Consider the following 18,549-nt stretch of genomic DNA (forward strand, 5'->3'; position numbering starts at 1 on the left):
CGTCGGACGGACCGACCGGCACCCGCGGTCAGGACGCGGCGATCTCCTCGGCCCGGGCGATCGCGGCGCGCGACGCGCGGGTGAAGGTGCCGGCGAGGTCGGCCTCCTGCAGGACGGCGACCGCGCGCTCGGTGGTGCCCTTCGGACTGGTGACGGCGCGGCGCAGGTCGGCGGGCTCCCGCCCGGACGCGGCGAGGAGTTCGACGGCTCCCCGCACGGTCCCCTGCACCATCGTCGCGGCCTGCTCCGGGGTGAACCCGAGCGCCTCGGCGGCCTGCTGCCACTGCTCGACGAGCAGGAACACGTACGCGGGCCCCGATCCGGAGACGGCGGACAGGGCGTCGAGCTGCGACTCCGGCACCTCGATGACCTGTCCGGACGCGGCGAACACGCTCGAGGCGATCCCGACCGCGTCGTCGTCGGCCGTGGACCCGGCGCTGATACCGGTGACCCCGTGGCCGACGCCGATCGGGGTGTTCGGCAGCGCCCGGACCACACGGACGCCCGCCGGGACACGCGCCTCCATCGAGGCGAGCGTGGTGCCGACCGCGACGCTCACGACCACCGCACCGGGGTGGAGCGACGCGGCGACCTCGTCGAGGACCTCGCCGATCATGTAGGGCTTGACCCCGAGGACGACGAGCCCGGCCCCGCGGACGGCCTGCCGGTTCGCGTCCGGGTCGGTCTCCGTCGCCGACGCCTCGAGCCCACGCTCGCGCCATGCCGCCGCCGACGCTCCGGACCGGGTGGTGAGCGTCACGGTCGCGGGGTCGAGGCCGGCGGCGAGCAGTCCCTCGAGGACGCTGCCGGACATGGAGCCGACGCCGAGCATGGCGGTGCGGGGCAGTTCGATCGTCATGGTCCCGACCCTACCCAGCGCCCACGCCTAGGATCGGTCCGTCAGGGGGCCGCCTGCGGTGCGGGCCCGGTGCACGGCAGGGAGAAGGGACACCCGTGAGCGCTTCGGGAGGCACGAGGGCGATCGTCGCCGCACTCGCCGCGAACGTCGGCATCGCGATCGTGAAGTTCGTCGCGGCCGCGATCAGCGGGTCCGCCGCGATGCTCGCCGAGGGCGTGCACTCCCTCGCCGACTCCGCGAACCAGCTCCTGCTCCTGCTCGGCGGCCGCCGTGCCCGCCGCGCAGCCGACCAGGAGCACCCGTTCGGCCACGGCCGCGAACGGTACGTGTACGCGTTCGTCGTCTCGATCATCCTGTTCACCATCGGCGGCGTGTTCTCGTTGTACGAGGGCATCGAGAAGCTCGCCGACCCGCACCCGATCACGAACTGGTGGCTCCCCGTCGCCGTGCTCGTCGTCGCGATCGGCCTCGAGGGCTTCTCGCTCCGCACCGCCCTGCGCGAGGCCCGTCCGCACAAGGGCTCGCAGTCGTGGGTGCAGTTCGTGCGTCGGGCGAAGGCCCCGGAGCTCCCCGTGGTCATGCTGGAGGACACCGCGGCGCTGACCGGTCTCGTGTTCGCACTGCTCGGCGTCGGGCTCACCGTGCTCACCGGCAACGGGGTGTTCGACGCGATCGGCACGGTCCTCATCGCCCTGCTCCTCATCGCGGTCGCCGTCGTGCTCGGCATCGAGACGAAGAGCCTGCTCGTCGGCGAGGGCGCGAGCGTCGCCGACGTGGAGCGCATCAGGGCCGCCGTGCTCGACGGTCCCGAGGTCGAGTCGATCGTGCACCTCAAGACGCTGTACCTCGGGCCGGACGAGCTCATGGTCGGCATGAAGGTCGCGGTCGACGGGGACCGTCGGCTCGGCGACGTGGCCGCGGGCATCGACACCGTCGAGCAGCGCATCCGCGCCGCGGTGCCGGTCGCCCGCGTGATCTACGTCGAGCCGGACGTCCTCCGGACCGGGCCGCGGCCGCCCACCGAAGCGATCGTCATCCGCGCCGCCGACTGAGCGCAGGCCCGTCGAGGCAGGCCTGTCCGGACAGAGCCGTCCGGGCAGGGCCGTCAGCGGCGCTCGTGGAAGAACGCATCGAGCAGGTCGGCACAGGCCTGCTCGCGCACGCCCGCGACGACCTCGGCACGGTGCGGCAACCGCCGGTCCCGCGCGATGTCGTAGACGCTGCCGCTCGCCCCGGCCTTCGGGTCCCAGGCACCGAACACGATCCTCGGCACGCGCGCGGCCAGTGCGGCACCGGCGCACATCGGGCACGGCTCGAGCGTGACGACCAGGGTGTGCTCGGCGAGGTGCCAGTCCCCCGTCGCCTCGGCCGCCGCCCGCAGCGCGAGCACCTCGGCGTGGGCGGTCGGGTCCTGCCGGGCCTCGCGTTCGTTCCGGCCGACCGCGACGACCTCGCCCGCAGCGTCGAGGACGACGGCACCGACCGGCACGTCCCCGGTCGACAGGCAGGCACGCGCCTCGTCGAGCGCTCGGTCCATCGCCGCGGTGAACGGTCGTCCGGCTGGGTGCTCCACGCGTCGATCCTGCCCCATCGGCACGGTACGCTCGACACCATGCGAGTCCACGTCGCCGACCACCCGCTCATCACCCACAAGCTCTCGGTGCTCCGCGACCGGACCACACCCTCCCCGACCTTCCGTGCGTTGACGGAGGAGCTCGTGACGCTGCTCGCCTACGAGGCCACGCGCAGCGTCCGGGTCACCGCCACGCCGATCGACACCCCCGTCGCGCACACGATGGGTGTCGCGATCGCGAAGCCCCGTCCGCTCGTCGTGCCGATCCTGCGCGCCGGGCTCGGCATGCTCGAGGGCATGGTCAAGCTCGTCCCCACCGCCGAGGTCGGCTTCCTCGGCATGGCCCGCAACGAGGACACGCTCGAGCCGCAGACCTACGCGGAGCGCCTGCCCGACGACCTGTCCGGTCGGCAGTGCTTCGTGCTCGACCCGATGCTGGCGACCGGTGGCACGCTGGCCGCCGCCATCGACTTCCTCTTCGACCGCGGCGCGGAGGAGGTCACGTGCGTCTGCATCCTCGGCGCACCCGAGGGCCTGGCCGCCGTCGAGCAGGCCGTCGGTGACCGCAACGTGAGCATCGTCCTCGGCGCCCTCGACGAGAAGCTCGACGAGAACGGCTACATCGTCCCGGGTCTCGGCGACGCGGGCGACCGCCTGTACGGCCTGGCCGAGTAGCACCCGCTCCCCCGACGCCCCCGTCGACCCGGCTCCGGCCGTGTCGACGGGGGCGTCTCGCGTCTTCGGCGCTCGCGCGGGACGGTGTCGTCGTGGCGAGACGCCGCCGACTCGACGAGACACCGCCGCTTCCGGGTGCGTCTCGCGCGAAGGGCGGCGTCTCGCGCGAGAAGCGGCGTCTCGCGCGCAGACCGCGTCACGCGCACCGCGCCCCGCCCACGCGACGGCGGACGGGAGGCCCGTGGCGGGCCGGCAGCGCGCCTCCCGTCCGGCAGCGGGGTCCGCCCGACCACCGCCTGTCCGCTCTCGTCACCGTCCGTGCGGACGGTTGACAGCGCCTTGGTATACCGCGGATACTCGTCCCATGACTGCAACCGTGTCCTCCCGAGTCCTCTCCGAGGCCCTGGGGAACGCCGGCACCATGATGCCGGCGTCGGCGGTCATGCGTTGTCGAATGTGTGCCTGATCGGTACCCGTTCCAGCCGGATCCCCCGCGACACCACCCCGGTCGCGCGCGTGTGATCCCCGGGTGACAGCACCTCGGCGACGCCCCCACACCGCGTCCCGTCGGAGCGCAGACCACCCGTACCTCCCGGGAGGCCCCGGTCCACCGCAGGACCGCTGGGCGACACGGCGATCAGCCGTACCCGGACCGACGCACTCGACACCGCACGGTGCACCGCACCGCAGCCCCGCCCGGAGAACCGCCATGTCGCTCACGATCCCCCAGCCCCGCACCGCCCTCCGTCCCGCCACCACGGTGCCGACCGACCTCGGCACGGTCACGCCGATCCGTCCGCGTCGCACGCCCGTCGCCCCGCCGGTACCGAGCGGGATCCCGACGAGCCCGGTCGTCGCACCGCAGCGGAACCGGGCGCTCCCCGAGGGCACCGAGGCGCGTGGCTTCGCGCTCTACGTCGGCATCGACGAGGCCGCGGCCGCTGCCGCCGGGACGAGCCTCGCGGCCGTGGTCGAGCAGCTCAAGGCCCTCACCGCCCAGCTCGTCCCGTCGTCGGAGACCTACGCCGCCGTCGCCGTCGCCGCCGAGGGGTCCGGGGGCCGCGACGTGGACGTGGTCCGTCTCGCGCTGCAGGACCGCTCCGCCGTGGCCGCCCGCAAGCAGGCCGAGAAGCCCGAGCCCGAGGAGACCGGTGTCGTCATCGACATCTCCCGGAAGCGCGTGACGCTCGACGGCGAAGCCGCTCCCCTGACCTACAAGGAGTTCGAGCTCCTGCAGTTCCTCGTGCTGCGCGAGGGCCAGACCGTCGACCGTGCCGCGATCATCGAGGGCCTGTGGTCCGACGACGAGGACGAGACCCCGAACGAGCGCACCATCGACGTGCACGTGCGTCGGCTGCGCTCGAAGCTCGGTGCGTTCGAGGAGATCGTGCGGACCGTGCGCGGCGTCGGCTACCGCTTCGACCGGCACGCCGACGTCGCGGTGCGCTACGCCTCGACGCCGTCGCCCGACCTCTTCTGATCTGCTCCGACGACGTTCGGCGAACTCGCAGCGAACGGAGCCCGGACACGCTGGCGCGCCGTTACCTCGCCGTTATACAGTCGGAGTCGCAGGCAGTGTTTGCTGTGGCACCGCCTGCGGAATGTGATTGCAGGACACTCTTGGTGCAAGGGAGAGGGCCGGTCGCTCAGAAGGCGACCGGCCCTCGTCACGTCCCGGCCCTCGTCACATCCCGGCCCTCGTCACATCCCGGCCCGGTCCGCTGTCCCCCGCGACCCGACCGGTGTCACACGCCCCTCGGTAGTGTGGACCGACCGTACGACCGGAGGGACGACGACCGTGGACGACGTACGCCGCAGCGACAAGGCGACCGCCGTCGCGGCCTGGGAAGCCCTGTTCCGGGCACAGGTGACCGTGATGCGCGCACTCAACACCGACTTCCCGGGCGGTGAGATCTCCTTCAACGAGTACGACGTCTGCTTCAACCTGTCGACGCAGCCCGGACGACGCTGCCGGATGCGCGACCTGACCGGTCACCTGCTCCTGACACAGCCGAGCGTGAGCCGCCTGGTCGACCGCCTCGCCTCGCGCGGCATCGTCGAGAAGCAACCCGACCCGTCGGATGCGCGCGGCGTGATCGTCGCCCTCACGGCACACGGCTTCGACGTCTACCGCTCGGTGGCGGTGCAGCACGCGCAGACCATCGCCGACCAGGTCGGAGCCGGACTCGACGACGACGAACTCCGCACCCTCACGGAGCTGTGCACGAAGCTGCGCACCGCAGCCGGCGGTACCGGTCCCCGTCCCCGTCCGTCCGAGGCGGTGTCCGCGTGAGCGGCGCGGTCGTCTGGCTGCGCGAGGATCTCCGGCTCGGCGACAACCCGGCGCTCCGTGCCGCGATCGACCACGGCGGCCCGGTCACCGTCGTGGTCGTGCTCGACGAGGAGTCCGCGGGCATCCGTCCCGTCGGCGCCGCGAGCCGCTGGTGGCTCCACCACTCCCTCGCCGCCCTCGACGCCGAACTGCGGTCCCGGCACTCGCGGCTCGTCCTGCGCCGTGGCAGTGCCGCGCGGGTGATCCCCGAGGTGGTCGCGCAGGCCGGGGCGGACGCCGTCTACTGGAACCGTCGGTACGGCAGGGTCGAGCGCGATCTCGATGCGGGGATCAAGAGCGCCCTGACGGACGACGGCACGGAGGCCCACAGCTTCGCGGCGAACCTGCTCTGGGAGCCGTGGACGGTGCTCACCGGTCAGGGCGAGCCGTTCAAGGTGTTCACCCCGTTCTGGCGAGCGGCACAGGCCATGCCCGAACCGCGGCACCCGCTGCCGAAGCCGCGCGACCTGCCCGCTCCCGCGGACGTGGACTCCGACGACCTCGACGACTGGGCCCTGCTGCCGACGGAGCCGGACTGGGCCGGCGGCCTCCGCGACGCGTGGGAGCCCGGCGAGGCGGGGGCGCACCGCAAGCTCGAGCAGTTCGTGCACGACGCGCTCGAGGACTACGACCAGCGTGACGAGCCCGCGATGGCGGCGACCAGCGACCTGTCGCCGCACCTGCGCTGGGGCGAGGTCAGCCCGTACCAGGTGTGGCACCGCCTGCACGGCGAGCTCGAGCCCGAGCAGCGCCGCCAGGCCCCGGCGTTCCTCCGCCAGCTCGCGTGGCGGGAGTTCAACTGGAACGAGTACTTCCACTGCGACGACATCGCGACCGTGAACGTCCGCCGCGAGTTCGACGCGTTCCCGTGGCGTGACGTCGACGACGACGAGCTCGACCGCTGGCGGCACGGGCGGACGGGCTTCGACCTCGTCGACGCCGGCATGCGGGAGCTCTGGCACTCGGGGGCGATGCACAACCGCGTCCGGCTGGCCGCGGCGAGCTTCCTCGTGAAGAACCTGCTCGTCGACTGGCGCATCGGCGAGCAGTGGTTCTGGGACACCCTGGTCGACGCCGACCCGGCGAACAACGCGGGCAACTGGCAGTGGGTCGCGGGCTCGGGCTTCGACGCCGCGCCGTACTTCCGCGTGTTCAACCCCGACCGGCAGATGGAACGCTTCGACCCGCACAAGGAGTACGTGCGGCGCTGGGTCCCCGCGGACGAGGAACGCCCCGAGCCGATGGTGGACCTCAAGGCCTCCCGGCAACGTGCACTGGACGCCTACGACCAGATGCGTCGCGCATGACGGTCCCGCGCGACGTGCTCGCCGAGGTCGACGCCCTGTTCGCCGCGCGGGTCGCCGACCGGGTCGCGCCGAGCAGCGTCTGGGGCGTGTTCGACCGGGAGGGCCTGGTCGCGTCCGGAGGACACGGTGACCGAGGCGACGGGAGCGCGCCCGACGCCGACACCGTCTACCGGATCGCGTCGTGCACCAAGAGCGTGACCGCGGCGACGCTGCTCACCCTGGTCGCCGAGGGGTCCGTCGCCCTCGACGACCCGATCACCACCGCCGTACCCGCGTTCGCCGAGGTCGCCCTCCCGTCGCCGGACGCCCCGGTGCCGACGCTCCGGATGCTCCTGACGATGTCCGGCGGGCTGCCGACCGACGACCCGTGGGCGGACCGGCAGGAGTCGATCGACGACGACGCCCTCGATGCCGTCCTCCGGGCAGGGCTGCTGTTCGACTCCGTCCCGGGCACCCGGTTCGCGTACTCGAACACCGGTTACGCCCTGCTCGGGCGCGCGATCGCCCGAGCAGCCGGCACGCCGTACGCCCGGGCGGTGACGGACCGCGTGCTCCGGCCGCTCGGACTGACCGACACCGTGTTCAGCGCCGCCGAGGCGCGCGGTTTCGTCGTCGTCGGCCAGCGCGACGACGACGGGTCGTGGACCCCGCAGCCGATGACCGGGCCGGGCGCGTTCTCGCCCATCGGCGGACTCTTCTCGACCGTCCGCGACCTGGCGCGGTGGGCCCGGTACCTCGCGTCGGCGTCCACCGCAGCGCCGGAGGACGGGCCGGTCTCCCCCGCGGACCGTCGCGCGATGCAGCAGGCGATGCGGATCGTGCCGTCCTCGGTGGTGCCCGCGGCGAAGCGACCGACGGCGTACGGGTTCGGACTGTTCGTGGAGCAGGACGACCGCGCGGGTGAGATCGTGTCGCACTCCGGCGGCTACCCCGGCTTCTCCGCGCACGTCCGGTGGTCGGTGGAGCACGGCCTCGGCGTGGTCGCGTTCGAGAACGCCACGCAGGCGAAGGTCTCAGCGCCGGCCGAGCGGGCACTCGACCTGCTGCTCGCCGCGGCGCTCGACGCCGATTCGGCGGCGCCGGCGGCCGCCACCACCACGAGCGGATCAGCAGCCGCGCCGGGCGTCCGTCAGACCACGGAGGCCACGCACACCGCGCGTCGGGCCGTCACCACGCTGCTGCAGGCCTGGGCGGACCCCGCCGTCGACGACGACAGCGCGGCAGACCTGGGCGCCGCCGTCTGCACGCCGAACGTCCCCCTCGACCGCCCGTGGACCGCTCGACGGCGCGCCCTGCTCGAGTCCGCGCACGCCGTCGGTGCAGACCTCGCCGCCGCACCGGTCGACGAGCAGTCCTCGGTGCCGTCGCACCTGCGCTGGTGGCTGCCCGGCAGCGCCGGCCGTCTGCGGATCGAGATCCGGCTCGCCCCCCTCGCGGCGGGTCGGGTGCAGAGCCTGACGGTGACGCCGGAGCGTGCCGAGGACTGAACCACGCGGACCGGCCGGTGATCGGCTAACATTTCAGGTGATCGTGTGCGCACGGTCGCCGACCGATCACTCGACCTCGCGGGAGACGCCATGCCCAGGAGACCCGACCCGACCCTGAAGCCCGCGATCGTCGCGAAGGTCGCCCGGCACCTGCAGGACACCAAGCTCGAGGACGCCTCCGTCCGCAGCCTCGGCCGGGTGCTCGGCACGAGCGCGTACCCGATCGTGTACCACTTCGGTTCGCGGGAGTCCCTGATCGACGCCGTGGTCGACCACCTGTCCGTCGACCAGGACCGGGCGCTCGACCCCGCCGCCGAGCCGTGCGCGCTCACCGACCACCTGCTCGCCGTCTTCGGCGGGCTCGACACCCCGGAGCGGCGACTCGCAGCCCGTCTGACGTTCGAGCTCGGCTGCGTCGAGGGCCTCGACGGCCGTGACCGCCAGCAGCGACTCCACCGACGACGGGTCGACGAGCTCGCGGCCTGGTGCCGTGCGCACGGCCGGTGCGGCACGGACGCCGAGCGGACCGCCCGGGCGGTGGTCGCTGCGGCACGCGGTGCCCAGTGGAGCGCACTCGTCGACCCCGACCGCTCGGACGTGGACGGCGCGCTGCGGGCGATCGCCGAGGAGCTCGCGTCGTCCTTCCGCCTGGCGGCCGCCTGACGGCCACACGGCACGACGGACGGACCGGCACCGTCGGATCGAGCGGCACCGTCGGACGGACCGGCACCGTCGGACGGACCGGCGCCGACGGACCGACCGGCACCGTCGGACGGATCGGCACCGTCGGACGGATCGGCACCGTCGGACGGATCGGCACCGACAGACGGACGGGAGGCGCGGTGCCAGCGGGCACCGCGCCTCCCGTCCGTCAGCCGGTCAGCACGTGACCGGCAGCCGCGTCACAGGGTGACGAACGACTGCGACTTGGCGTTCGCGAAGCGAGCCGCGACGTTCTCCCAGTCGACGATGTTCCACACGGCCTTGACGTAGTCGGCCTTGACGTTGAGGTAGTCGAGGTAGAAGGCGTGCTCCCACATGTCGAGCATGAAGATCGGCACGACGCCCAGCGGCACGTTGGCCTGCTGGTCGAAGAGCTGGAAGGTCACGAGCTTCTGACCGACCTGGTCCCACGCGAGCACCGACCAGCCGGAGCCCTGGATGCCGTTGGCGACGGCGGCGAACTGCGCCTGGAACTGCTCGAACGAGCCGAAGAACTCGTCGATGGCGGCGGCGAGCTCGCCCTCCGGGACCTTCGTGTCGGGGCCCAGGTTGGTCCAGAAGATCGAGTGGTTGACGTGGCCGCCGAGGTGGAACGCGAGGTCCTTCTCGAGCTTGTTGATCGCACCGAAGTTGCCGGACTCGCGCGCCTCGCCGAGCTGCTGCAGCGCGGTGTTCGCACCGGTCACGTAGGCCTGGTGGTGCTTGTCGTGGTGCAGCTGCATGATCTTGCCGCTGATGTGCGGCTCGAGGGCGGCGTAGTCGTACGGCAGCTCGGGCAGGGTGTACTCGGCCATTCGAGGTCCTTTCGATCTGGGGTTGGTGGAGCGGGCTCCGCGGCTCAGGAGAGCCGGGAACGTTCGGAGAGGGAGTGGAACTCCCGGTTGTGGTAGACGAGCGGCTCACCGTGCGCCTGACCCACCACGATGTCGAGCACCTCGGCGACGACGACGGTGGACGAGCCGATCTCGGTCGTCGATCGCGGTCGGCACCGCAGCGCCGTCGCGGCGGCGGGCAGGTACCGGTCCCCGGTCGGCAACGTGCCCCACATCGGGTCGTCCGCTGCGGGGCTGCCGGTCGCGGCGAACCGCTTGGCGAGGCCCACGCTGAGCGAGTCCACGAGGTGCACGACGAAGACGTCTGCGCCGAGCACGACGCCGGCCGAGCCGGACTTGGTCGACAGCGAGAAGACGAGCACGGGTGGGTCGACCGCGACGCTCGCGACGCTGGAGGCGGTCAGGCCCGTGGGACCGTCCGGCCCCTCGGCGGTGATGACCGCGACACCGGCGGGGTGTCCGCGGAAGGCGGCCTTGTACGCGTCGGCGGTCGTGGCCGGGGCTTCGTCGGGCATGGCAGTCGTGGTGTTCCTCCGGGTGGGATCGGCCGCGGCTGCGCGGCCACCTCCCAACGTAGGACCTCGACCGGGTTTCCGGTCAACGATTCCCAACTTCGTCCGATCCCGGGCGCGCCGGACGACCCGGCTCAGTCGCGCTTGAGCATGACCACGGAGGCCGCCGCGGCAACGAGCATGAGCACCGCCGCCACGGCGCCGGTGATCGTCACACCGGAGTCGAACGCCGCACGAGCGCTCTCGAGCAGCGCCTGACCGGCCGAGCCTCCGAGGTCGGCGGCGGCCGACACGGCACCGCCGAGGGTCTCCTGCGCCGCTGTCCGGGCCGAGCCGGCGAGGGCGTCCGGCACCACGACGTGCGACCGGTACGCGGTCGCGAGGATCGTCCCGAGCACGGCAGTGCCGAGCACCGCGCCGATCTCGTACGCGGTCTCGGACACCGCCGACGCGGCACCGGCCTTGTCCGCGGGGGCCGTCGAGATGATGAGGTCGTTCGTGACGGTCTCGGACGCCCCGATGCCGATGCCGAGCAGCACGAAGGCGAACGCCAGCGCGACGATCGACGCGTGGTGTCCGAGGACCGACACCATCGCGTACGCGGCGGCCGAGAACGTCAGGGAGACGGCCACGACCCAGCGGGGTGCCACCCGCGCGACGATCGGCACGACGACGAGTCCGGCGACGATGGTGAGCACCGAACCGGGCACGAGCACCAGACCGGACGCGAAGGGGTCGAGCCCGGCGACGAGCTGCAGGTGCTGCGCGATGAAGAACAGGAAGCCGGTGAGCGAGAACATCGCGGCCATGTTCATGAGCACGCTGCCCGTGAACGCGGTGCTGCGGAACAACCGCAGGTCGAGCATGGGCGCGCGGGAGCGGAGCTGGCGGCGGACGAAGGCGATCCCGCAGAGCACGCCGACGGCGAGCAGCGCGATCGCGAACCCGCGCTCCTCGGGGTGCACGACCGACTTGATCGCCCAGGCGGTGGGGGCGAGGGCGCCGAGCGACAGGAGCATGCTCGGGACGTCGACGGGGCCGGGCTGCGGGTCGCGCGACTCCGGCACGGTGAACGGCACCGCGACGAGCATGACGACGAGGATCGGCACCGCGACGAGGAACACCGCACCCCAGTGGAAGTGCGCGAGCAGGACGCCGCCGACGAGCGGGCCGAGTGCGTTGCCGGCCGCGAACATCGTCGACCAGACGGCGAGCGCCATCCGCCGTTCCCCGGCGTCGACGAAGACGTTGCGGATGATGGAGAGCGTCGCCGGCATGAGCATCGCACCGAAGACCCCCATGACGGCGCGGGCTGCGACGAGCATCCAGGCCTCGGTCGCGAAGGCCGCCGCGACGGACAGCAGTGCGAACCCGGTCGCGCCGATCACGAGGATCCGGCGTCGCCCGATGCGGTCGCCGATGCTGCCCATCACGACGAGCAGGCCGGCGAGCACGAGGGGGTAGGCGTCGACGATCCAGAGCTGGGTCGTCGCGCTCGGGTCGAGGGCGCGCGCGATGGTCGGCAGCGCGAAGCTCAGCACGGTGTTGTCGACGGAGATGAGCAGCACCGGCAGCATCAGGACGGCGAGCGCCGCGAACCGTCGGGCGCGGCTGCCGGTGACGGCGGTGGCGACGGGGCTGGTGAGCAGAGTGGACACGGTGACTCCCTGGGGAACGAGCCGGACCAGGTCGACGGCGGACACTTTCGGTGGGGCAGACGAGACGGGACGCGGAAGTGGTCACGCGCCCCGTCAGGACTCCATGAGTGTACCGTCTGGACGGTTGTGGTTGCAAGTGCAACCAACGGGCGGACGGGAGGCCCGTGGCCGGACCGCCACGAGCCTCCCGTCCGCCCTCCGCTCCCGTCGGCGACCGTGCGCGCTCAGGCGGACTCGCGCACCAGCAGCCGGTGGCGGACCGTGCGCTGCACCGCCGCGCCGGAGCGCGGCAGGTCACCGGCCAGCATGCCGATGGCGAGGTCGAGGGCCTCGCGCGCGACCGCGTCGAGGTCGACCGCGAGCGTCGTGAGGGTCGGCGCGACGAGCGTGCCGATCGCCAGGCCGTCGACCCCGACCACCCGCACGTCGCCCGGCACGTCCACGCCGGCCCGGCGGCAGGCACCCAGGACCCCGAGCGCCATGAGGTCGTTGAAGGCCAGCACCGCGTCGACGCGACGGAAGCGCTCGAGCGCCCTGGTCGTCATCGCCGCGCCCAGCTCCGAGGTCGGGGCGTCGGCGATCGCGATCTCGGGCAGGTACCCACGGCGCCGGAGGGCGTCGAGCATCAGCCGGCCACGACCGCTCGGACGGCCGGTGTCCGACGCATCGACGATCACCGGGTGCCGGACCCCCGTGTGCACGAGGTGGTCGGCGAGGTCCTCGACCGCCTCGGCGGGGTCGATGCGGACGGCACCGCGGAGGACCTCGCCGGCAGGGTCGAGCTCCACCACGGGGACGGTGCCCAGACGCTCGATGAGCTCGGGCGCCCGGGCACCGAGGTAGCCGAGCACCACGTCCGTCTGGACCCCGAGCGCCTGGACCGCGCGGTCCGAGTCGCCTGCGAGCCCCGCGTCGGCCAGCATGACGTCCCACCCACGACCCGCAGCGAGCCGGAGCACCGCCGCCGCGAGCTCCGGCGAGTACGGGTTCCGGAGGTCGTCGACGACGAGACCGAGCTGGCGGTCGCCACCCGTGACGAGCCCACGGCCGAAGCGCGACGGGCGGTAGTCGAGCGCCGCCGCCGCCGCGAGCACACGCTCCTTCGTCGCCGGGCTGATGCCGTACAGGCCGTTCACCGCGCGGGTGACCGTCTGGCGCGAGACCCCGGCCGCGGCCGCGACGTCGTGGATCGTGGCGCGCGCCGGGGTCCGGCCGACGGTGCGGCTCAGGCGCGCAGGTCCAGCCACGCGACCTGCTCCGCGCTGAGCTCGACCGACAGCCCCGTCATCGAGGAGCGGGCCTCGGCGATCGTGCGCGGCCCGAACAGCGGGAACGTCGGGAACGGCTGGTGCAGCACGTACGCCAGGGCGATCGCCGTCGCCGGCACGCCGTACTGCTCGCCGAGCTCACGGGCGCGACGCAGCCGCTCGAAGTTGTCGTCCGAGTAGTAGCAGCGCACCAGTTCGGCGTCGCTCGTGTCGTCCGGGGCGGCGCGGCCGGTGAAGAACCCGCGGGCCTGCGACGACCACGGCAGCAGCGGCACCTGGCGCTCCTCGAGCCAGCGCTTCGACGCCGGGTCCGTGGCGTGCTCGCAGCCGTCCCACGGCACGTCGTACGCCTCGGCCAGGCCGAAGTGGTTGCTGAGGACCTCGAAGCCGTGCTTCCCGTTCGCCGCCGCGTAGGCGTTCGCCTCGTCGAAGCGCGCCGGCGTCCAGTTCGATCCGCCGAAGACGCGGATCCGGCCGGCGCGACGGTGCTCGTCGAGGACGTCGACGAACTCCCCCACCGGCACGTCCGGGTTGTCGCGGTGCATCATGTAGATGTCCGCGTGGTCGGTGCCCTGACGCTCCAGGCTCTCCAGCAGCTGCCGGGTCAACGACTCCGGGTCGCAGTACGGCGTGTGCGCACCCTTCGTGATGACCACGACGTCGTCGCGGATGCCGCGGTTCTGGATCCACTGGCCGAGTCGTCCCTCGAGCACCCCGCCGCCGTAGACGTAGCCGGTGTCGAAGACGTTGCCGCCCTGCTCGACGAACATGTCGAAGATCGCGCTCGCGTGGGCGAGGTCGGGCTGGTTGTCGACACCCATCACCAGGCGGGACATGCGCTTGCCGACGCCGGGGACCTCGCCGTAGCGCATCGGGGCGTCGTCGCGGACGCGCAGCGGACGGCCGCTCACCGTCGGGACGTCGGCGGTCTCGGCCTCGAACGGGTAGCGCAGGCCGATCGCGGCGCGCCAGCGGTCGAGCGTGCGGGCGGTGGCGAGGCTCTCGTCCAGGGTCATCTGCGCCGCCTCGACCGCGCCTGACGCCAGCGCCGCCGTGGTCGCGTCGGCCTCGAGCGCGTAGGGCTGCGCACCGGCGAAGGACACCGTGCGGGGCTCCTCGTCGACCGTGTGGACGGTGATCGTCGGGTCGGTGGAGAGCGTCCACGGGTCGGTCAGCACGATGCGGCCGCGCGAGCCGTGCACCGTGACGGCGTTCTCGTCCTGCACGCGGACGCCGGTGCGGACGCTGGCGGTGGTGCCGTCGCGGTAGGTCAGGTGTGCGACCGTCCACTCGTCGACGCCGGTCGGCCCGAGGGTGCCGGTGGCGGTCAGCTCGACGGGCTCGGCGACAGCGACGCCCGTGGCGGCCTGCACGACCGCGGCGGCCATGGTCACCGGGTACCCGCCGACGTCGAGGATCCCGCCGCCGGCCGTGGCGACGTCGAACAGCCGACCGGTGCGCTCCCCGCTGCGGAACGCGAAGGACGCGTCGACGTGCACGACGTCACCCACGACGCCCTCGCGCACGAGGTCGAGCAGTGCGACGGTCTGCGGGTGGAAGCGGTACATGTACGCCTCGACCAGCGGCAGTCCGACCTGGCGGGCGGCGTCGGCCAGGGCCATCGCCGTGCCGTGGTTCGGGGCGAGGGGCTTCTCGCAGAGCACGGCCTTGCCGGCGTCGAGGGCGCGGAGCACCAGGTCGGCGTGGCCGGTGTGCACGGTCGAGACGTACACCGCGTCCACGGCGGTGTCGGCGAGCACGGCGTCGTACTCCCCCGCTCGGACGTCGGTGAAGCCGTGGTCGGCCGCCTCGTCCGCGAACGCCTGCGCCCGGTCGGTCGAGGAGCTGCCGGCGGCCACGAGGGTACCGGTGCTCGCGGGCAGCTGGGAGAGGAAGCGGCGGGCGATGCCACCCGGACCGAGGACGGCCCAGCCCGCTCTGGTCGGGGCCGGGGTCGCCGAGCCGTCCGGACCGGGGCCGTCGGCGGGCGTGCTGGAGGGGGTCGCGGTCTGCGCTGACATGCGGATCCTGTTCGTGTCGTGAACCTTCACGGTCACGGCGACGCTAGCCGCGCAGATGCTGCGGGACAACCCGTTCGTGAACGTTCACGGAACCCGGCGGTCGTCACGGTCCGGACGGTTCCCTAGACTCGTCCGCATGGCAAGTGCCCGAGACCGTGTCCTGGACAGCTTCGTCGCCATCGTGTGCGAGGAGGGCGAGCGTCCGGCGACCCTCGACGCCGTCGCCGCGCGGGCCGGTGTCTCGAAGGGCGGGCTGCTCTACCACTTCGGGTCGAAGGCAGCGCTGGTCGAGGGGCTGTGCGAGCGCCTGTCCGACCTGTCCGCCATCGACGTCGACCGCATGCGCGACGCCGAGGACGGCGCTGCGCGGTACTTCGTGCGCAACTGCCTCTTCGTGGGCAGCGAGCTCGACCTCGCCCTGCTCGCGGCCAGCCGGCTGCAGCAGGCCGGGTACGAGGAGGCCGGGCGCACCCTCGACGAGACCGAGAACGCGTGGCTGGAGACCCTGGTCGACGCACTCGGGGACGTCCCCACGGCGCAGGCGGTCAAGTTGCTCGGCGACGGGCTCTACCACCAGGCGTCCCTCGGCGCCGCGATCGCGACCGACGTCCGCCCGAACCGCGGCACCGTCGACATGGACGCCCTGCTCGCGGTCGTCGACCGGCTCATCGCGACCCGGCCGGCAGCCTGACGTCGGCGTCTCCCGGACGTCCGTGAACCGGTCCGCTCCTTCCTGGGGATAGACTGGTCCCGATCCACCCGCTCGAACCGGAGGTACCACCGTGGGCCGCGTCATCGCCGCTTTCTTCTCGATCCTGCTGCTGCTGGTGTCGATGTACCTGTTCGGGTTCGCGTTCCAGGTGCAGTCGGGGCAGGCCTTCGTCTTCATGGGCGGCCTCGTCCTCATGAGCCTCTCGTTCTTCCTGCCGATCCACGTCTTCGGCAAGAAGTAACCACAGCCGTACCGCGACGGCCCCGCACCTCTCCGGAGGGTGCGGGGCCGTCGTCGTCCGTGCGGGCGCCGTGGCGGACGGACGGGCGGTCTGGACGACGGTCGGACGGGCACGAGCACGTCGTGGTTGCAACTGATCCAGCACAACGGGAAGCACCTCGCGCCACGCAACTGCGTGGCGCGAGGTGCTTCCCGTTGCGCGGTGGGCGCGAGGAGGTGACCCTGACGCCCCGCAGGGCTCGTGCCCGCTCGGCCGCTCCTCGTCGCGGGTCAGGCCATCTGGCGCAGGCTCCGCAACGAGAGGGCCGTGGCGATCGCCGCGTGCGCGGCCTCGGCGCCCTTGTCCTCCTTCGACCCGGGCAGACCGGCGCGGTCGATGCCCTGCTGCTCGTCGTCCAGCGTCAGCACGCCGAAGCCGACGGGCTTGCCGGTCTGCAGCGCGACGCTCGTCAGACCGTCCGTCGCCGCACTCGACACGTACTCGAAGTGCGGGGTGCCCCCGCGGATGATCACCCCGAGGGCGACGACCGCGTCGAACCCGCTCTCGAGCGCCGCCTTCGCGACGACCGGCAGCTCGAAGCTCCCCGGCACCGGGACGACCTGTGCGGTCGCGCCGAGGCGCTGCACCTCCCGCTGGGCTCCGGCGAGGAGGCCCCCGGCGATCGTCTCGTGCCACTGCCCGGTCACGATCGCCACCCGGACGCCCGTCCCGTCGACGTGGTCGCGCTCCGCCGCTCCTGCTCCGCTCATCGTGTCGTTCCCTCCTGGGGTGCGGACTCCGCCGCCGCCCGGTCTGCCGCCTCGAGCCACTCGACGAGTGCGGCGATGGTGATGACGGGCACGCCCTCGCGCGCCCCGAGTTCGACGAGGCCCGGCAGACGCATCATCTCGCCGTCCTCGCCGACGATCTCGCAGATCGCCGCCGCGGGCCGGAGCCCGGCTGCGGTGACCAGTTCGATCGCGGCTTCGGTGTGCCCGGCGCGTTCACGGACGCCGCCGGGTCGGGCCCGCAGTGGGACGACGTGTCCCGGGCGGTGCAGGTCGTCCCGGACCGAGGTCGGGTCGGCGAGCACCCGCAGCGTCCGTGCCCGGTCGTGCGCGCTGATGCCGGTCGTCACACCGACCGCAGCGTCGACCGTCACCGTGTACGCGGTGCCGCGGACGTCCTCGTTGTGCGCGACCATCGGGGGCAGGTCGAGCGCATCGGCGATCTCGGCGCTGACCGGGGCGCAGATGAAGCCCGACGAGTGCGCGACCGTCCACGCGATCCACTCCGGCGAGGCCGTCTCGGCGGCGAGGATCACGTCGCCCTCGTTCTCACGGTGCTCGTCGTCGGCCACGATCACCGGACGCCCGGCGGCGATCGCCGCGACCGCGTCGGCGATGCTCGACAGGTGCGGCCCGACCGCCTGCTCGGCGTGCGGGGCGTCGACGGCGCTCACCGTGCCTCCGGGACGAGAGCCGTGGCGGCGTCGAGCCGGAGCATGCGGCGGACGTGTCGCGCGAGGACGTCGGTCTCGATGTTGACCCGGTCGCCGGGCACCCGGGTACCGAGCGTCGTGGCCTCGAGTGTCTCCGGGATGAGGCTGACCTCGAACCAGGCATCGGTCGGCGGGACGTCCTCGGCGGAGACGGCGCTGACCGTGAGCGAGACGCCGTCGATCGCGACCGACCCCTTGTCGACGACGAGCGGGCTGAGGTCGGGGGCGAGCGAGAACCGGACGCGCCGCCAGCCGTCACCGTCGGCGGTCTCGAGCACCGTGGCGGTGCCGTCGACGTGCCCCTGGACGATGTGGCCGCCCAGTCGGTCGCCGACCGAGGCCGCTCGCTCCAGGTTGAGTCGATCACCCACGTCGAGCGCGCCGTGCGCGCTCATGTCGAGCGTCTGCTTCATGACGAAGGCGGTGAAGGTCTCGTCCGTCTGCTCGACCACGGTCAGGCAGACGCCGCTCGTGGCGATGGAGTCGCCGTGCCGCGCGTCGGCGACGACCTTCGGGCCGCGGACGGTGAGCGCGACGGAGTCGCCGTGCTGCTCGACGGCGGTCACGGTGCCGAGTTCCTCGATGATGCCGGTGAACACTGGTGTCCTCTCAACGGGACTCCGGGGGTGCTCGACGATCGTCGGCATGGACGGACGGGTCGCGGCACCCCGGGTACGAGGGCACGTCCTGTCCGCCTGCGCTTCCTCCCGTCCGGACTCTCACCGTCGGTCCCGGAGTTCCGCCGGGTCAACATCGGCGGGGTTCGCACCCTGCGTCAGCTCGTGGACTGTCACCACCGGTTCGGAATTGCACCGACCCCGGAGCGCTTGCGTGACTGAAATGATACCCCACACACCGGGCGCCCGTC

General features: G+C 72.8%; 19 protein-coding genes and 1 riboswitch. Of the genes, 9 read left to right on the top strand and 10 right to left on the bottom strand.

What is annotated here, in order from left to right:
* Positions 1 to 28: 28 nt before the first annotated feature.
* A complete protein-coding gene (proC, locus tag M3677_RS01260; protein ID WP_251159589.1) occupies positions 29 to 859 on the bottom strand; it encodes a pyrroline-5-carboxylate reductase in 831 nt (276 codons plus the stop codon).
* 95 nt (positions 860 to 954) lie between these two features.
* On the opposite strand from proC, the gene M3677_RS01265 reads away from it, so the two are divergent.
* On the top strand, positions 955 to 1,911 hold the full coding sequence (locus tag M3677_RS01265) for a cation diffusion facilitator family transporter (protein ID WP_066655306.1): 957 nt from the start codon (positions 955 to 957) through the stop codon (positions 1,909 to 1,911).
* 53 nt (positions 1,912 to 1,964) lie between these two features.
* On the opposite strand, the gene M3677_RS01270 is transcribed toward M3677_RS01265, so the two are convergent.
* Entirely contained in the window at positions 1,965 to 2,396 is a 432-nt protein-coding gene (locus M3677_RS01270) for a nucleoside deaminase (protein ID WP_251159653.1), read from the bottom strand.
* Positions 2,397 to 2,471: 75 nt separating this feature from the next.
* Between M3677_RS01270 and upp the strand changes: the two genes are divergently transcribed.
* The 6 genes from upp to M3677_RS01300 all read left to right on the top strand — a co-directional run bounded on the left by upp (position 2,472) and on the right by M3677_RS01300 (position 8,896).
* Complete coding sequence (upp, locus tag M3677_RS01275) at positions 2,472 to 3,107, top strand: uracil phosphoribosyltransferase (RefSeq protein WP_066655308.1); 636 nt, start codon at positions 2,472 to 2,474, stop codon at positions 3,105 to 3,107.
* 709 nt (positions 3,108 to 3,816) lie between these two features.
* Positions 3,817 to 4,587, top strand: a complete 771-nt coding sequence (locus M3677_RS01280; RefSeq protein WP_144411342.1) for a winged helix-turn-helix domain-containing protein — start codon at positions 3,817 to 3,819, stop codon at positions 4,585 to 4,587.
* A 318-nt stretch (positions 4,588 to 4,905) separates the two neighbouring features.
* Positions 4,906 to 5,400: a MarR family winged helix-turn-helix transcriptional regulator gene (locus tag M3677_RS01285; protein ID WP_251159590.1), complete on the top strand. Its 495-nt coding sequence runs from the start codon at positions 4,906 to 4,908 to the stop codon at positions 5,398 to 5,400.
* Entirely contained in the window at positions 5,397 to 6,746 is a 1,350-nt protein-coding gene (locus M3677_RS01290; RefSeq protein ID WP_251159591.1) for a deoxyribodipyrimidine photo-lyase, read from the top strand. Before M3677_RS01285 ends, M3677_RS01290 begins: the two co-directional genes overlap by 4 nt.
* Complete coding sequence (locus M3677_RS01295; protein ID WP_251159592.1) at positions 6,743 to 8,233, top strand: serine hydrolase; 1,491 nt, start codon at positions 6,743 to 6,745, stop codon at positions 8,231 to 8,233. The genes M3677_RS01290 and M3677_RS01295 overlap by 4 nt, the downstream gene beginning before the upstream one ends.
* Positions 8,234 to 8,323: 90 nt before the next feature.
* Complete coding sequence (locus M3677_RS01300) at positions 8,324 to 8,896, top strand: hypothetical protein (RefSeq protein WP_251159593.1); 573 nt, start codon at positions 8,324 to 8,326, stop codon at positions 8,894 to 8,896.
* Between the two features lie 239 nt (positions 8,897 to 9,135).
* On the opposite strand, the gene M3677_RS01305 is transcribed toward M3677_RS01300, so the two are convergent.
* The 5 genes from M3677_RS01305 to M3677_RS01325 all read right to left on the bottom strand — a co-directional run bounded on the left by M3677_RS01305 (position 9,136) and on the right by M3677_RS01325 (position 15,248).
* Complete coding sequence (locus tag M3677_RS01305; RefSeq protein ID WP_065960721.1) at positions 9,136 to 9,750, bottom strand: superoxide dismutase; 615 nt, start codon at positions 9,748 to 9,750, stop codon at positions 9,136 to 9,138.
* Positions 9,751 to 9,794: 44 nt separating this feature from the next.
* The gene (locus tag M3677_RS01310; RefSeq protein ID WP_066655321.1) at positions 9,795 to 10,304 is read right to left on the bottom strand and encodes a flavin reductase family protein; all 510 of its coding nucleotides are present in this window, start codon (positions 10,302 to 10,304) and stop codon (positions 9,795 to 9,797) included.
* Between the two features lie 131 nt (positions 10,305 to 10,435).
* A complete protein-coding gene (locus M3677_RS01315) occupies positions 10,436 to 11,959 on the bottom strand; it encodes an MFS transporter (RefSeq protein WP_066658484.1) in 1,524 nt (507 codons plus the stop codon).
* A gap of 224 nt (positions 11,960 to 12,183) precedes the next feature.
* Positions 12,184 to 13,206 carry a LacI family DNA-binding transcriptional regulator gene (locus M3677_RS01320; protein WP_251159594.1) on the bottom strand — a complete coding sequence of 341 codons (1,023 nt, stop codon included), beginning with the start codon at positions 13,204 to 13,206 and terminating at the stop codon, positions 12,184 to 12,186.
* Positions 13,185 to 15,248, bottom strand: a complete 2,064-nt coding sequence (locus M3677_RS01325; RefSeq protein ID WP_251159595.1) for an aldo/keto reductase — start codon at positions 15,246 to 15,248, stop codon at positions 13,185 to 13,187. Before M3677_RS01325 ends, M3677_RS01320 begins: the two co-directional genes overlap by 22 nt.
* A gap of 136 nt (positions 15,249 to 15,384) precedes the next feature.
* Between M3677_RS01325 and M3677_RS01330 the strand changes: the two genes are divergently transcribed.
* Positions 15,385 to 15,939, top strand: a complete 555-nt coding sequence (locus tag M3677_RS01330; RefSeq protein WP_066655324.1) for a TetR/AcrR family transcriptional regulator — start codon at positions 15,385 to 15,387, stop codon at positions 15,937 to 15,939.
* A gap of 91 nt (positions 15,940 to 16,030) precedes the next feature.
* On the top strand, positions 16,031 to 16,201 hold the full coding sequence (locus M3677_RS01335) for a hypothetical protein (protein ID WP_153257430.1): 171 nt from the start codon (positions 16,031 to 16,033) through the stop codon (positions 16,199 to 16,201).
* Positions 16,202 to 16,470: 269 nt separating this feature from the next.
* On the opposite strand, the gene ribH is transcribed toward M3677_RS01335, so the two are convergent.
* The 3 genes from ribH to M3677_RS01350 are packed head-to-tail and all read right to left on the bottom strand — an operon-like array spanning position 16,471 to position 18,280.
* Positions 16,471 to 16,950 (bottom strand): 6,7-dimethyl-8-ribityllumazine synthase, encoded by a 480-nt coding sequence (gene ribH, locus M3677_RS01340; protein ID WP_066655326.1) that lies wholly within the window; start codon positions 16,948 to 16,950, stop codon positions 16,471 to 16,473.
* Positions 16,947 to 17,642, bottom strand: coding sequence for a 3,4-dihydroxy-2-butanone-4-phosphate synthase (gene ribB, locus M3677_RS01345; RefSeq protein WP_209685030.1), 696 nt, complete (start codon positions 17,640 to 17,642; stop codon positions 16,947 to 16,949). Before ribB ends, ribH begins: the two co-directional genes overlap by 4 nt.
* On the bottom strand, positions 17,639 to 18,280 hold the full coding sequence (locus M3677_RS01350) for a riboflavin synthase (RefSeq protein WP_209685029.1): 642 nt from the start codon (positions 18,278 to 18,280) through the stop codon (positions 17,639 to 17,641). Before M3677_RS01350 ends, ribB begins: the two co-directional genes overlap by 4 nt.
* 96 nt (positions 18,281 to 18,376) lie before the next feature.
* Positions 18,377 to 18,510, bottom strand: a riboswitch (FMN riboswitch).
* Positions 18,511 to 18,549 lie beyond the last annotated feature (39 nt).

The organism is Curtobacterium sp. P97, from assembly GCF_023712445.1.
Classification (GTDB): Bacteria; Actinomycetota; Actinomycetes; order Actinomycetales; family Microbacteriaceae; genus Curtobacterium.